This window comes from Pedobacter nanyangensis (assembly GCF_003313505.1).
GTDB lineage: Bacteria > Bacteroidota > Bacteroidia > Sphingobacteriales > Sphingobacteriaceae > Pedobacter > Pedobacter nanyangensis.
Genome location: NZ_QMHO01000011.1, coordinates 30525 through 44854, shown reverse-complemented (window position 1 = coordinate 44854; position 14330 = coordinate 30525). Strand labels below are relative to the sequence as shown.

The 14330-nt window shown below is 42.4% G+C and carries 10 protein-coding genes; 6 read left to right on the top strand and 4 right to left on the bottom strand.

Annotation, left to right across the window (positions count from 1 at the left end; genetic code table 11):
* The first annotated feature begins 30 nt into the window (after window positions 1-30).
* The 3 genes from DUT71_RS15885 (at window position 31) to DUT71_RS15875 (ending at window position 2219) form a co-directional block, all read left to right on the top strand.
* The gene (locus tag DUT71_RS15885; protein ID WP_113663529.1) at window positions 31-678 is read left to right on the top strand and encodes a 4'-phosphopantetheinyl transferase family protein; all 648 of its coding nucleotides are present in this window, start codon (window positions 31-33) and stop codon (window positions 676-678) included.
* 91 nt (window positions 679-769) lie between these two features.
* The gene (gene lipB / locus DUT71_RS15880) at window positions 770-1465 is read left to right on the top strand and encodes a lipoyl(octanoyl) transferase LipB (protein ID WP_113663528.1); all 696 of its coding nucleotides are present in this window, start codon (window positions 770-772) and stop codon (window positions 1463-1465) included.
* Between the two features lie 145 nt (window positions 1466-1610).
* Window positions 1611-2219: an SGNH/GDSL hydrolase family protein gene (locus DUT71_RS15875; protein WP_113663527.1), complete on the top strand. Its 609-nt coding sequence runs from the start codon at window positions 1611-1613 to the stop codon at window positions 2217-2219.
* Here the strand turns inward: DUT71_RS15875 and DUT71_RS15870 are convergent.
* Complete coding sequence (locus tag DUT71_RS15870; RefSeq protein ID WP_113663526.1) at window positions 2216-2815, bottom strand: response regulator transcription factor; 600 nt, start codon at window positions 2813-2815, stop codon at window positions 2216-2218. The two genes, DUT71_RS15875 and DUT71_RS15870, sit on opposite strands and share 4 nt — an antisense overlap.
* A 5-nt stretch (window positions 2816-2820) precedes the next feature.
* The gene (locus tag DUT71_RS15865; RefSeq protein ID WP_162796080.1) at window positions 2821-4656 is read right to left on the bottom strand and encodes a histidine kinase dimerization/phosphoacceptor domain -containing protein; all 1836 of its coding nucleotides are present in this window, start codon (window positions 4654-4656) and stop codon (window positions 2821-2823) included.
* A 276-nt stretch (window positions 4657-4932) separates the two neighbouring features.
* Between DUT71_RS15865 and DUT71_RS15860 the strand changes: the two genes are divergently transcribed.
* A complete protein-coding gene (locus DUT71_RS15860) occupies window positions 4933-8442 on the top strand; it encodes a Kelch repeat-containing protein (RefSeq protein ID WP_113663524.1) in 3510 nt (1169 codons plus the stop codon).
* A gap of 71 nt (window positions 8443-8513) precedes the next feature.
* On the opposite strand, the gene mfd is transcribed toward DUT71_RS15860, so the two are convergent.
* The gene (gene mfd, locus DUT71_RS15855) at window positions 8514-11846 is read right to left on the bottom strand and encodes a transcription-repair coupling factor (RefSeq protein WP_113663523.1); all 3333 of its coding nucleotides are present in this window, start codon (window positions 11844-11846) and stop codon (window positions 8514-8516) included.
* Window positions 11847-12079: 233 nt separating this feature from the next.
* Between mfd and DUT71_RS15850 the strand changes: the two genes are divergently transcribed.
* Window positions 12080-12388: a DUF2752 domain-containing protein gene (locus DUT71_RS15850; protein ID WP_113663522.1), complete on the top strand. Its 309-nt coding sequence runs from the start codon at window positions 12080-12082 to the stop codon at window positions 12386-12388.
* Window positions 12389-12408: 20 nt separating this feature from the next.
* Window positions 12409-12750, top strand: a complete 342-nt coding sequence (locus DUT71_RS15845) for a TM2 domain-containing protein (RefSeq protein WP_240186959.1) — start codon at window positions 12409-12411, stop codon at window positions 12748-12750.
* Window positions 12751-12942: 192 nt separating this feature from the next.
* Here DUT71_RS15845 and DUT71_RS15840 read toward each other — a convergent pair whose 3' ends face one another.
* Window positions 12943-14322, bottom strand: a complete 1380-nt coding sequence (locus DUT71_RS15840) for a glycoside hydrolase family 30 protein (protein ID WP_113663520.1) — start codon at window positions 14320-14322, stop codon at window positions 12943-12945.
* Window positions 14323-14330: the final 8 nt, after the last annotated feature.

Below are 14330 nucleotides of genomic sequence, written 5' to 3'. Positions count from 1 at the left end.
ATACTTTTGTATTGATTTTCTAAATAGAGGATGCCCGTAGTTTTTGATTTAAAAATTGATGCCCATACCGAACTAGCCGTATGGAAAATTGAAGAAAGCCATGATCAATTGATGGCAGGTCTGCAGCTTAAACAACACGAACTCGATATTATTGACTCCTTTAAAAGTGACAAGAGGGCCCTGCAATGGTTAAGTACGCGGTTGCTGCTGAGAACTATGCTCGATACCAGGGAATACATCGACTGCCAGATGGATGATCAGGGGAAGCCCTATTTGGTAAACTACGACTATCATATCTCGTTAAGCCATTCTTACGACTATGCTGCCGTAATGATTAGTAGGGATCCAGCAAAAAAAGTTGGACTGGATATGGAGATGATCAAACATAAGATTAAACTGGTCAGGCATAAATTTTTGTCGGATGTAGAACTGGCCCAAAAGCAAATTGGCGATAATATCAACGGGCTGTACGTGTGCTGGTGTGCAAAAGAGGCCATCTATAAATGGCACGGCCGTAAAGAATTGGAGTTTAAGCGGGATATCCATATCAAACCTTTCAAATTAAGGGACGATGGAGAACTTACCGCGGTGGTTGATTTGCCGCAGGGGCAAAAGGAACTAAATGTAAATTATTTTAAAACAGATGACGGCTACATGCTGGGCTACGTGATAGGATAAAATGAAATTTTTGATCGAGTAATGCTGGCGTGGTCGAATTGGCGTCAGGTCATCGGGTTTTCAAACGCTAAAACTTTTCGGACTAAAAAAAATGAACAAGGAAGTTAAATTTGTGGATTGGGGCTTAACAGATTATCAGGAGGCCTGGCATAAACAGGAACAGATTTTTGAGCAAACGGTGGCCTTAAAGGTAAAGAACCGTACTGAAAACAAGCAGGAGCCTACGCCAAACTACCTGGTTTTTTGTGAACATCCGCATGTATATACGCTGGGGAAAAGCGGCCATCCGGAGAATTTGCTGCTGGATGACCAGGGGCTCAAGGAAAAACAAGCCACTTACTATAAAATCAACAGAGGAGGAGATATCACCTATCATGGCCCGGGGCAATTGGTGGGCTATCCGATATTGGATCTGGATAATTTTTTTACCGATATACATCTGTACCTGCGCACTTTGGAAGAAGCCGTTATTTTAACGTTGGCCGATTACGGCATTGTTGCCGGCCGTTATGAGGGCTATACAGGTGTTTGGCTAGATGCGGACAATGAGAAAGCCCGTAAAATTTGTGCCATGGGCGTGCGTTGCAGCCGCTGGGTAACCATGCATGGTTTCGCCTTTAATGTAAATGCCAACTTGGCTTATTTCAAAAATATTGTTCCTTGCGGAATTGATGATAAAGACGTTACTTCTATGCAGCGTGAACTGGGCCGAGAGCTGAATATGGACGAAGTAAAAGAAAAATTAAAAGGCCATATTGCCAAGCTTTTTGAGATGCAGTTGAAATGACACTCGCCAGGAGGGCCGATTTTTAACATCGAACCTAATGGGCCAAATGCTTTGAACTAAAAGTGAGCTATTTTATTACGGTTTTTCATGGCCTTCAATTATCTTTACAGGATGCTGGTTCCAGCATATAAAGTAAAAAATTGGCATGACAGCACTTTCTTATTTGGCCCTTGGCGATTCTTATACCATAGGTGAAGCCGTGGAAACACACGAATCTTTCCCTTATCAATTGATAAAGGTTTTAAACACGGAGCATTTTGATTTTGCGGTGCCTAAAATTATCGCAAAAACAGGCTGGACTACCGATGAGCTGCGCCAGGCGATACAGCAAGAACAACTTACCGAAACCTTTGACCTGGTAACCCTCCTGATTGGGGTAAACAATCAATACAGGGGCTATTCGCAGGAAACCTATCGGAAGGAGTTTGTAGAACTGTTGGAAATGGCCATCGGCTTTGCCAAAGGAAATAAAGCCATGGTGTACGTAGTGTCTATCCCTGATTGGGGAGTGACCCAATTTGCAAAGCAGAGTGGCCGGGATTTAAAAAACATCAGCAATGAAATAGATGCTTTTAACCAAATCAACAGGCAAGAAACCGAGGCCAGGCAAATAAGTTATGTAGATATTACCCCCGGCTCTAGGCAGGCACTGAAAAAGCAAACGCTGATAGCCCCGGATGGTTTACATCCCTCGGGTAAAATGTATGCAGAGTGGGCCAGGCAAATAGCCGAAAAGTTTTTGGAAAAAGCTTAGCTGATAAGGTCTTCGTTCTGCATGGCCCATTTTAATAAAGCATTGTTTTCGTCCTTTAAATTCAATTTAGTGCAAATGCGATGCCTATAGTTTTTAATGGTGTACGGGCTTAAAAACAGTGTTTCGGCAATTTGTTTGGTGGTTTGCTGCTTTAAAATCAGGCGCACAATCTGTAGCTCTATGGCATTGATTGGTAATGTATTGCTTAATTCTTGTCCAAATTTTAAATGCGAAATAACGGCATTCTCTACAAGTTTAATAGCGGTATAAACCTTGGTTTCATCAACTGGTTTAATGATATAGTTTAGCGGTTTGGTATTTAAGGCCCGTTCTATAATTGCTTTAGATTGATAGGAAGTGATGTAAATGATGCCAAAGGCATATTGGCTTTGTAGCTGTTCAATTAAGTGGATACCATCATGTTCCTCGTTTAAATTAATATCGCATAAAATGAGATGAGGCAACAACTTTGGAACAAGCATTCTTACTTCTTCAAAGTTGAGGGCAATGGCAGTTGTACAGTTAAAATTAGCTTTAACCTGTTGCTCAATAAACCTGGCAATGATAATTTCGTCCTCAATGATCAATACCCGCATCTATATCAAATTGGAAAATTAAAAAGATAGGTTAGTCCATGGTTGTTCGCTGTTTCCACGGAGCCTTTTAACTGGCGGGTAAGATCCCTGATAAGCGTTAGTCCAAAGGAATTTTCTTTGGCCAGATGTATTCCGCTGCCGTTGTCACGATATTGCATTTCCCACTGTCTGTTTTTTAATGAAATACTGATATGAATGGCTGGTTCGGGCTGGGTTGCGAAGGCATGTTTATAGGAATTGGTGATCAGCTCCGAAACGATGAGGCCCAGTGATAAGCCTACTTTTGAATCAAGTACCAGTTTTTCGTCAATATTTAAGGTGATTTTTGTAGGGCTTTCCGGTACAAACATCCGTTTGGAGTGTGCCGCAATTTCGGCTATAAATTCATTTAGCGAGGCCGTTTTTTCACTGGCGTTATGGCTTGGATTTAAGCTGTCATTCACCAGCATCATCGCCTTTATTCTAGCAATATTGTCTTTAAGTAGATGTGTAGTTGAAGCTTCGGCCACTGAGGGCAGTTGGAGGCTGTTCAAACTGTAAAGCAATTGGAGGTTGTTTTTTACCCGATGATTAAGCTCGTTCATTAAGGTTTCGATCCGCTGGTTGCGCTGGCTAAGTTCAGAGGTTCTTAAGGCTACGCTTTCTTCCAACAACTCGTTTTGATACTTTTGGAGCTGGTTCAGTTCATCGAGATAGCGTAATTTATCTAGCTCATTTTGCCTTAGCCTAGCATTTAAACCAGTAAAGAACAACAACACTACTGTAATGGAAATGATTTTAGTTGCAATTGGGGTAATTAGGTAAAGTTGTTCGCCCCACAAAGTAATGGTAATGTTAAAGAAAATAGTAGCCGTAACATACAGGGCTAGCCCGTAAACCAGATAGCGCTCCTGCTTGTCTAATTGGTGCCAAAGTACTATAGGCGTATAAATCGCATAGGCCAAAAATATCAGCGAAAAGCAGATGTTAATTTGGGTTGAAAGTTTATAATTGGAACTGGTGAAGTTAATTAGGAATGAAATTACAGCAATGACAAAGATGCAGGCAATCACCATTTTTCCGTAGCGATAAAGCCTCATGTTCTTATCTCTGATTTTCCAGGAATCAATCAGCAGCAGAAATAGCCCTACTAAGCCCAATTGCAGAAAATGTTGTACAAATAGCCAGCCATATTGGGGCGCGTTTGGCAAAAGCCAGTCTATAAAGTATCTATTTAGTGAAATGTCATACAAATGAAAACCTAGAGCAAAAAGCATCAGGAAAATAAAAGGCCGATATTTTGTGGTAAGCCACGAGAAAAAGATGTAGATAATCAATAAACTTGAAGCTCCCTGTAGCCACAAGTCCAATAATTCACTGTTGGTCTTCTTTTCGATAAAATTGCCTTGATTGCTAAGTTCAAAGTCGAAAACTGGTTGGTATTTTTTAGTGTGCTTGCTCTTAAGCAATAATTTATATGGTAGATGTTGTTCCAAATCAATAGAGAAATGGAATCTGCTATCACCGTTTTTGATTTCATTTAAAGGCCTAAACGCACCAGCTTTTTGTGATAAGATGGGGGCATTGGGGGTATCGGCCTGTAAATATAGTTCTGCATGGGTTAAATGCCGGAAGGTAACCACCGCCGCAGTACTTGTATCAACTTTAAAGGGAACAAACAGCCAAAAAACATCGTCCATTCGTTGAACCTTGAAATTTTTAATCGCTTGGAAAGCAGAAGTGTTTTTCAGTAAGTCAGCAGCCTGGTATTGATTGCTACGGTCCTCTAAAATGCTAAAATGAGGTTTTAGTGGGATCTGATTTGGGCCGCTTAACCGGAAGCTGTGCTGCGAACGAGCCATAGTACACCATAAACATAGTAGCAAAGCGGTTATCAGGAAAGTACATTGGTTGTGGCGCATTAACGAGAGTGTTCATCAAAATAAGTTCCCGTTTTCCTAAGGTAGCATGGTAAAGGTCGGTATTTATGGAGAAAACTCCTAAAAAAACTCTTAATAGGACCTGAAAATAGAACCCTGGGGTCTATTTACTGGCGTTAACCTATGGGGTAATTTTGGCAAGCTATGAGGCGCATATTCCTCAAGAGCTCTTCAACGCTTAATCAAAAACTATAAATCATGGTGAAATCTTTACTTAAATCAAATGGTAAATCAACTATCGTACTTACGCTGTTGCTGTTCTTTTTTACAAGTGTTAATGCACAAAAATATAATTGGACGTTTTTAAAAGGCTATGCTGGCGCACCCATTTATAGCGCTTTTGGAACAAAAGGCGTAGCAAATAATTTTGCCACTCCTAACGGAAGATACGGGGTAGCTACTTGGGAGCTTAATGGCAAGTTTTATTTTTTTGGTGGCGAAGGGTATCCTGTGCCGTTAATTATAGGCTTTTCGGGTTTTCCTGTCAGTACAAATGACTTATGGTGCTACGATCCTGCCACTAAGCAGTGGACTTGGCTTAGTGGCTTAGACAATACCTATACAGCACAGGGAATTTATGGTACTATCCGTGTTGAAAATGAGAACAATATGCCAGGATCGAGATCGGGTGCGGTAACGTGGACCCTAAACGGTAAGCTATATCTTTTTGGAGGAACCGGCTTAGGGGCATCTAGTTCCTCCGGAAGTTTAAACGACCTATGGAGCTATGATCCTGCTACTAATAAATGGACTTGGATAAAAGGGGCAAATACCGTTAATCAATTGGGTACTTATGGAACCAGAGGAAATGCGGCTGCTGCAAATACACCTGGTGCAAGGCAATACGCTTTGGGAGGTGTAATTGACGGGAAACTTTATCTTTTTGGTGGAGAAGGATACGGGGCTTCAGGCTCATCATCAGGAAGTTTGAATGATCTTTGGAGCTATGATCCGGTTACGGGCAATTGGACTTGGCTAAAGGGAGCAAATGCCATTAATCAAACCGCCACTTATGGCTCAATTGGACAAGGAGCCAACGCCAATACACCTGGTGCAAGGAAACAGTCCGTTGCTTGGATAGACAACGGAAAGTTTTATCTTTTTGGTGGAAATGGCTATAACGCCAGCGCAGCCGGCAAACTGAATGATTTGTGGAGTTATGATCCTTCCACTGGATTTTGGACATGGGTAAAAGGCCCCTCAGGCATAAATCAAGCTGGCGTTTATGGCGTTAAACAAGTTGCTGCAAACAATAACGTGCCAGGGGCAAGAGTCGGCGCCGTGGGTTGGGCGCTTGATCATAAATTATATTTGTTTGGCGGAAGCGCAACAGGGGGTGCTGTAAATGATATATGGTCTTTTGATATTGGCACGGGGTTATGGACATGGCTTGGCGGGCCCGATACCCCAGACGGCAAAGGAAACTACGGGGTTAAGGGACAGGCTCACCCGGAAGCGGTGCCAGGTGCCAGAAATGTAGCTTCATCTCTGGTCTATAACAATAAACTTTACCTGTTACATGGGCAGGGGTATGGAAAAATTAGGATCGGCTTTTTGAATGATATTTGGAGTTTTAGCCCAGCCACTACACAATGGACATGGGAAGATGGCTTTGATTATTTCGAGCCTGTAGGTAACTACGGCACCAGTGAAATACCTGCGGCCTCTAACAATCCCGGGGGTAGAATAAAGCCGCTTAGTTGGGAAAACAATGGTAAGCTTTACCTGTTTGGCGGCCAAGGTTATGGTGTTGTTAAGAGCAACAACAATGCAGGGGCACTGAATGATCTTTGGCGTTATGACTCTGATACGAATGAATGGGTTTGGCTAAAGGGAAGTAATGATACACATCAGGCTGGGACCTATGGCACGATAAATATTCCGGCAGATGCTAATACTCCGGGAGCAAGATTGGGTGCTGTAGGTTGGCTGTTAAATGGAAAGTACTATCTGTTCGGTGGCTCTGGTTATGGTGCCACGTCATCCGTGGGCCGATTAAACGACTTATGGAGCTATGATTTGGCTACCAACAGATGGACTTGGATAAAAGGACCAAATACAGTTAACCAAGTAGGTACTTATGGAACTATTAATGTGGCGCATGCCAATAATTTACCTGGCCCTCGAAATGATGGCGTTGGTTGGGTGCATGGTGGAAAACTATATCTTTTTGGTGGAGAGGGGCTTGCCGCTAATTCAACTTTTGGCCGATTAAACGATCTTTGGTGCTTTGACCCCGCTACAGGTAACTGGACTTGGATAAAAGGCTCCAATGTGGTCAATCCGGTCAACGTACACGGTACAAAGCAGGTTGAAAATTCAGCAAATACCCCGGGCGGCAGGGTTTACGGAACAAGCTGGATTGACCAAGATAAATTGTACATTTTTGGCGGAATGAGTATTACTTCGGGATCTAGCATTGCAAGCTATAACGACTTGTGGGCATTTGATGTTAATACCCGAAATTGGACCTGGCTGAACGGTAGCAATACTGCTAATGCGGGAGGTGTTTACAGTGGGCCCAATGCCGTGCCGGGTTCCGTTTATGGTGCCTCGGGCATCACAGTAAAGGGGAAATTTTATCTCTTTGGTGGCCAAAACGCTAATACTAATGCCTACCTCAGCGAACTTTGGGTATATCAGCCAAACACCAATGAATGGGTTTTCATTAAAGGCGAGTCTGGCAAAACAAGTACTTACGAAGCCATAGGTGTGGCTGCGGTAAACAACGCCATCAGCGGTAGAATTAATGCTGCCACTTGGGTGCAAAATGACCATTTGTATGTGTTTGGGGGGAGAGGAATGGGCGTGGATAGAGCGGATGAAATGAGGGCTGATTTATGGCGGTTCTCGTTACCGTCAAGTAATGCGAAGCTTGCAAATATTGAGCTAAATAATGGTCAGATATCGCCCAACTTTGATCAGGACCTGAAAGTATACGCCGCAGTAGTTGGCAACTCGGTTGGTAATATTAAAGTTAAACCTACTTCAGCAAGCGGAACGGCGCAAATAAAGGTTAACCATGTCGACGTTGCCGATGGGAGCGAATCAGGTGAAATTGCGCTGAACGTTGGTGAAAACATCATCACGATCGAAGTGGTTGCAGAAGATGGACAAAGTACCGACAGTTATACCTTAAATGTGAATAGGGAGGAGGTGCTGCCAGTTAAGGTATCTTCGTTTACTGCTAAAGCGGCACATCACCTGGCTGAGATAAAATGGACTACTATTTCCGAGCAAAACAACCAAGAATTTATCCTTAGCCGATCGGTAGATGGGAAAACTTTTTCGGAATTGGGCAAGGTAAAGGGAGCGGGAAATTCATCTACCCCTAAAAGCTATTTTTATTATGACCGCAAGCCATTAAATGGTGCCAATTATTACCAATTGGAGCAAATGGATGCTGATGGTAAAATTAATTTGGTAGGCACAGCGGTGGTTAATTTTAAATTTGCTGTCACCACTATTTCGGTATATCCTAACCCAACTGGCAAGGAAATCAACTTAATGTTGCCAAATCAACTCAATACAACGCTTGCGGTAACCATAGTAACTATGTTGGGAAACGTGGTACACACAGAAAGATTGCCGGTAGTGCCCGGACAAACACAATACAAATTAAACAATAAAGAGCTTCCGGCGGGTCAGTATGTACTTCAGTTAAGTAACGCTGAAATTAGGGAAAGCTTTAAGGTTTTAGTCAATTAATGTGCTCCAAATGAAGTTTTAAATTCATTTGATTTGGATGAGGATGTCGATATTTCGTACATCCTCATTTTTTAAATGAGCTCCAGCATTTCTACCGCTTCATCAATGTTGTTGATATTATCGAAGGAAATCCGTAAGCTATCTTTTACTTCCTTTAAATTACATAGGCGGGGATGTAGCTGCGCAAAGGCCAATATGCGGTTAAAAGTTTCCGAGTCGAAAAACTTCGATTGTTTGTCGCTCAGGAAATAGCCACGCAGGATATTTTTCTTATAGCTCACCTTTTCAAACCCAAGTGTTTTGGCAATCCATTGAAGGCGTACCACCTTTAACATCGCCAAAACCTGTGCCGGTACGGGGCCAAATCTGTCCCGCAAACGTTTCTCAAAACTGCTGATCTGCTGCTCGGTTTCCAGCTTGGATATTTCGGTATAGAGGTTATAACGCTCGGTAATGTTGGTTACGTAACTGTCAGGAATGTGCATTTCCAAATCAGTATCTACTTGGGTGAAGCTCACAAAAGGGCGCTCCGGCTGGTCTTTGAACAGATCCTTGAATTCATCATCTTTCAGTTCCTGAATGGCCTCGTCCAAAATTTTGTTGTACATCTCAAACCCAATTTCGGCAATAAAGCCACTTTGCTCGCCTCCCAGCAGGTTGCCGCTGCCACGGATATCCAGATCACGCATTGCGATGTTGAAACCGCTGCCCAGATCTGAAAATTCCTCAATGGCACTTAGGCGTTTGCGGGCTTCATCAGTTAGGGTAGATAATGGTAAAGAAAGCAAATAACAGAACGCCTTTTTGTTGGAACGGCCTACACGGCCCCGCATTTGGTGCAAATCGCTTAAACCAAACATGTGCGCATGGTTAATGATGATGGTATTGGCGTTAGGTACGTCCAAGCCGGTTTCAATAATGGTGGTAGCTACCAAAACATCCTTTTCACCGTTAATAAAATCGAGCATCACATCTTCCAATGCATCGCCATCCAACTGACCATGGGCAATGCCAATACGTGCCGTTGGTACCAAGGTTTGGATCAGGCCGGCCAGTTGTTGTAAATCCTGCACACGGTTATGGACAAAGAAAACCTGCCCACCTCTATCAAGCTCAAATTGTATGGCCTCTTGCAGTAGTTTATCGTTAAAAACGTGTAGCTCTGTAGTTACAGGCTGTCTATTTGGCGGTGGTGTATTAATGATGGATAAATCTCTGGCGCCCATCAACGAAAAGTGGAGCGTACGCGGAATAGGAGTTGCCGTTAGGGTTAAAGTATCTACGCTTACCCGTAGGGCACGTAGTTTTTCCTTGGCAGCTACCCCAAACTTTTGTTCCTCATCAATAACCATTAAGCCCAAGTCCTTAAACTTTACGTCTTTGCTTAACAGGCGATGAGTTCCAATAATGATGTCTATTTTGCCTTGAGCTAATTTTTCCAGGCTTTCTTTGATTTGTTTGCTCGTTTTAAAGCGGTTGATGTAATCTACCGTACATGGAAAATCTCTCAACCTCGAAGAAAATGTTTTGAAATGCTGTAGGGCTAAAATGGTGGTGGGCACTAAAACGGCCACTTGTTTACCGTTTGCAACGGCTTTGAAAGCTGCACGAAGCGCTACTTCAGTTTTGCCAAAACCTACGTCGCCACAAACCAGCCGATCCATCGGATGTGGAGCTTCCATGTCCTTTTTCACATCGGTGGTGGCCTTCATTTGGTCTGGGGTATCTTCATAAATGAAAGAAGCCTCCAGCTCAGTATCCAAATAACTGTCAGGAGCAAAAGCAGTACCTACTTGTGCTTTACGTAAGGCATAAAGCTTAATCAGGTCGCGAGCTATGTCCTTAACTTTTTTTTTAGTGCTTTTTTTTAGCTTGTCCCAGGCTTCGGTGCCCAGTTTGTTCATTTTCGGCGGCGTGCCATCTTTGCCGCTGTATTTCGCAATGCGGTTTAGGGAGTTGATGTTTACATACAATAGATCATTGTCTGCATACACCAAACGAATCATCTCCTGCATTTTGCCATTGGTTTCTACTTTTTCTAAGCCCGCATATTTCCCAATACCGTGGTCTATGTGCGTTACAAAATCGCCTGGCTTTAAATCTCTTAGCTCTTTTAAGGTAATGGCCTGGCTGCGCTGATAACCTTTTTTAAGTTGGTATTTATAGAAACGGTCGAAAATTTGATGGTCGGTATAAAAAGCTACCTTTTGCGTAAAATCAACAAAGCCCTCACGCAGTGGAATATGGATTGGAATAAATTTTACGCTTTTATCAATGTCGTCTAAAATGGCGTACAAACGCTCCACCTGTTTGGCCGAGTTGGTAAAAATAAAATTATTAACGCCTTGCTTTTCGTTTTCCTTAAAGTTGTGGATCAGCAAGTTGAAATCTTTGTTGAAAGAAGGCTGCGGTTTAGTGTCGAAATTAAAAACATGGTCCGTTTGGTAGAAAAACTGCTTCCCAAACTCCACAAGCGTAAAATCATGCAGTAAATCAGCAATCATTTTTTCATCAGAGAAAGCGAATTTAGGATCTAGCCAATTTGGATTTTGCTGTTTCTCTGTTGCGGGCAATGCTTTCCAGAGCTCATTGGCTTTTTTGTAGCCAGTTTTTATAACGTCCAACGCAAAAGCGACATCCTTGAACCAAAGTTGCGTGTCTTTTTCAATATAATCTAGCAGGCTGATGTTGTTTTCGGTAAGGAACTTAGCCTGCACGTTGGGCACAATGGTCAAGGTTTTTACCTCGTCTACTGATAACTGGCTTTCGATCTCGAAAGTTCTGATACTTTCTACGGTATCACCAAAAAACTCGATGCGGTAGGGAAGGTCGTGAGAAAAAGAAAAAATATCGACAATACCACCACGGATCGAAAATTGACCGGGTTCATAAACAAATTCTGCACGCTCAAAATCATACTCAAACAAAAATTCGTTGATGAAATCTATGCCAAGTGTTGCACCTACGGTAATTTCCAAGGTGTTTTTTTCTAATACAGTACGGTCAATCACTTTTTCGGCCAAGGCTTCGGGGTAGGTTACCACAATTTGCCCGTATTCAGACTGGTGGTTCAGCTCATTGAGCACTTCGGCACGGGCCAGTACATTAGCGGTATCCACCTGTGTAAATTCAAAGGGCTTGCGGAACGAAGAAGGGAACAGTAAAATTTCCTTTCCCAAAATACTTTCAAGGTCAGAAGAAAAATAAGCAGCCTCTTCCCTGTTGGGTAGTATAAAAAGTTGTGGTTTGTGCTGTAAAAAATAGGTGGTTAACGCAATTACGGCATCGGAAGAACCCACCAATCCCTTGATTTGAGTTTTGCTCTTGCTGTTGTTCAGCGATTTTGCAATGGCAAGAACTCTTTGGTCGGTTTTAAATCTATTAATTAAGTCTCTAACGTTCACTATCCAAAGATACGCATTGTATTATTGTTGTATTGTTAAATTGTTAAATAGTCTTTAAAGCCGACAGGCAGGGAGTTGGGAAGTTTTTTGATATAGCGCTCATTTGCTAATAATCAAATCATCATATTCAATTTAGGTTTGGTCGGGATTTATTTCCAGTTTGTCGAAATTGGTTTCATAACACGTAACATAAAGCTTATTATTGTTTCTTAATATTACAAAATGCGGAACAAATGATAAGTAATAAAGGAAAATATGCAGAAATTGTGTTTTGGGTTTTAGCACTAACGTTACTGGCCACTGCTAATCCTCACGAGCATCATTTCACCTTATGTCCTTTGGCAAATCTAGGTTTCGATTGGTGTCCGGGGTGTGGTTTGGGAAGATCAATCACGGCCATTTTTAACGCTGATTTTGAAGCGAGTTTCAGGCATCATTGGTTTGGCATTCCGGCCTTGCTAATTATCCTCTACCGCATTTATCAGTTAGGTAAACAATTAATTATTAAACAAAACAAGCATTTAAAATATAAGGAGATTTAGCCATGTTCGATCAAAATTTCATGTCATTGCCAGGCATCACCCCACAAGAATATTCATACTTACAATCTGCCACACAAGGTTTAAACGAGCAACAATTGCGCACTTTCTTGATGATTTACTCTGGAAAGCGTAAAAATCCAAGCGATATGTTGTTGTTCTGTATCATTGGGTTGTTTTTGGTGCCCGGTTTACAACGCTTTATCATTGGCCAAATTGGCATGGGCATTTTGTACCTGCTTACTGCTGGACTTTGTTTTATCGGTTCGATCATCGACATTGTTAACCATAAAACCTTAGCCTTTGAACATAACCAACGCATGGTTTTCGAAAGCATGCAAATGGTTAGAATGAGCAACTTTTAGGCTTCATCTACATCAATATAACAGCCCATTAGCTTTAAACTAATGGGCTGTTCTGTTTTTAATAACTCGATTTCGATTATTATATAGCCGGCAATTGTTTGACGTATGGCTGACCCTGAAATAAATTCAGGGTGACGCTAAATAAACGCTTCGTCATGCTGAATTTATTTCAGCATCAGTTTTGCGGATTAACTACCACACCAACGTAGCGGCTGCGTTAGGGGCTAGGGAATAAGGAGTTCTTTCATTTTTAAGTGCAACTGAAAACGCCTTTTGCGCTTTTCCGGTATTCAGTACAATCAGAACCGTTTTACCTTCTGGCGTTTTAAAAGCCACGTTGGCCAATCCATCAATTTCATTCGAAGCAATCCTAACCGAACCGGGTCTTACAAACTTTGCGGCCTGTGCAATAATGTAGTAGGCTGGATTTCTGGTCACTTTATTGCCTTCAATGGTGATGGCTCCCAGGCACCTGTCGCAACCACCGGGCGTATGTGGTTTGTAGTTCCCATCTGCCGCCAGGTTCCATTCCAATACGGTTTTTGCCCAGTTTCTGGTGGCGCCAATTATGAGGTGCTTCACATGAAATGGAAAATCACCGGCCATGTTCCCCGGGGCACCTACCCATTGCTCGGTAAAATAAATATTCTTGTCAGGATGTGCTTCATGCACCTTGCTTAAAGCTTCAATTTTACCGCCGTATAAGTGAAAAGCGGAACCATCGATGTAAGGCTTAGCTTCAGGATCATCCAAAATACTGATCGGATAGTCGGGCCTATCGGCATTGTGATCGTAAATGATGATTTTGGTATTGATTTTATGCTGCTTGAAGGCAGGACCTAAATGCTTTTTCACAAAAATGGCCTGGTCTGCGGCAAGCATTAGCAAACTTGGATTGTTACCTGGATGCAAGGGCTCGTTTTGTACGGTGATGGCATCAATGGTGATCCCATTTGCTTTCATCGCTTGGATATATTTAACAAAATACAAAGCATAGGCATCATAAAATTCGGGTTTTAGGCTGCCACCTTTGGTTGCGTTGTTGGTTTTCATCCAAGCTGGTGGCGACCAAGGTGATCCCATGAGCTTGATTTTTGGGTTAATGGCCAGGATTTCCTTCAATACTGGAACAATGTCCTTTTTATCGGGCCCCAAGTCAAACTTGTTCATCAATAAATCGGTTTCACCTTCTGGTAAATCGTTGTACGAAAACACCCGCTCATTAAGGTCAGATGCGCCAATGCTCAAACGAAGGTAACTGGTGCCGATATTATTTTTGTCGGTCGCAAATAGCTCGGTTAAAATCGCTTTGCGGGCCAATTTTTCCATGGCAAGTAAATGTTGCGCACTTCCGCCGGTAAGCGTATAGCCAAAACCATCTATACGCTGGTAAGTTTTACTGGGATCTATGCTAATGGTATGCTCGCCAGTGGCTACGTGCTCTGGTGCGTTAGTTTGCTGTACAAACAGAATGTTTTGCTGCACATCGGTAAGCCAAACTTGGGGTTGCTTTTGAGCCTGTAAGCTGCCCCAGCAAAGGCAGCTCAAGGTCAAGATAAAGGATTTCTTCATCGGGGTGT

Excerpts from the sequence above, each read along its gene's own strand:
- DUT71_RS15885 (WP_113663529.1), top strand. The coding sequence starts at position 31 with ATGCCCGTAGTTTTTGATTTAAAAATTGATGCCCATACCGAACTAGCC.
- DUT71_RS15875 (WP_113663527.1), top strand. The coding sequence starts at position 1,611 with ATGACAGCACTTTCTTATTTGGCCCTTGGCGATTCTTATACCATAGGT.
- DUT71_RS15860 (WP_113663524.1), top strand. The coding sequence starts at position 4,933 with ATGGTGAAATCTTTACTTAAATCAAATGGTAAATCAACTATCGTACTT.
- DUT71_RS15870 (WP_113663526.1), bottom strand. The coding sequence starts at position 2,815 with ATGCGGGTATTGATCATTGAGGACGAAATTATCATTGCCAGGTTTATT.
- DUT71_RS15845 (WP_240186959.1), top strand. The coding sequence starts at position 12,409 with ATGTCATTGCCAGGCATCACCCCACAAGAATATTCATACTTACAATCT.
- DUT71_RS15865 (WP_162796080.1), bottom strand. The coding sequence starts at position 4,656 with ATGGCTCGTTCGCAGCACAGCTTCCGGTTAAGCGGCCCAAATCAGATC.
- DUT71_RS15840 (WP_113663520.1), bottom strand. The coding sequence starts at position 14,322 with ATGAAGAAATCCTTTATCTTGACCTTGAGCTGCCTTTGCTGGGGCAGC.
- lipB (WP_113663528.1), top strand. The coding sequence starts at position 770 with ATGAACAAGGAAGTTAAATTTGTGGATTGGGGCTTAACAGATTATCAG.
- DUT71_RS15850 (WP_113663522.1), top strand. The coding sequence starts at position 12,080 with ATGATAAGTAATAAAGGAAAATATGCAGAAATTGTGTTTTGGGTTTTA.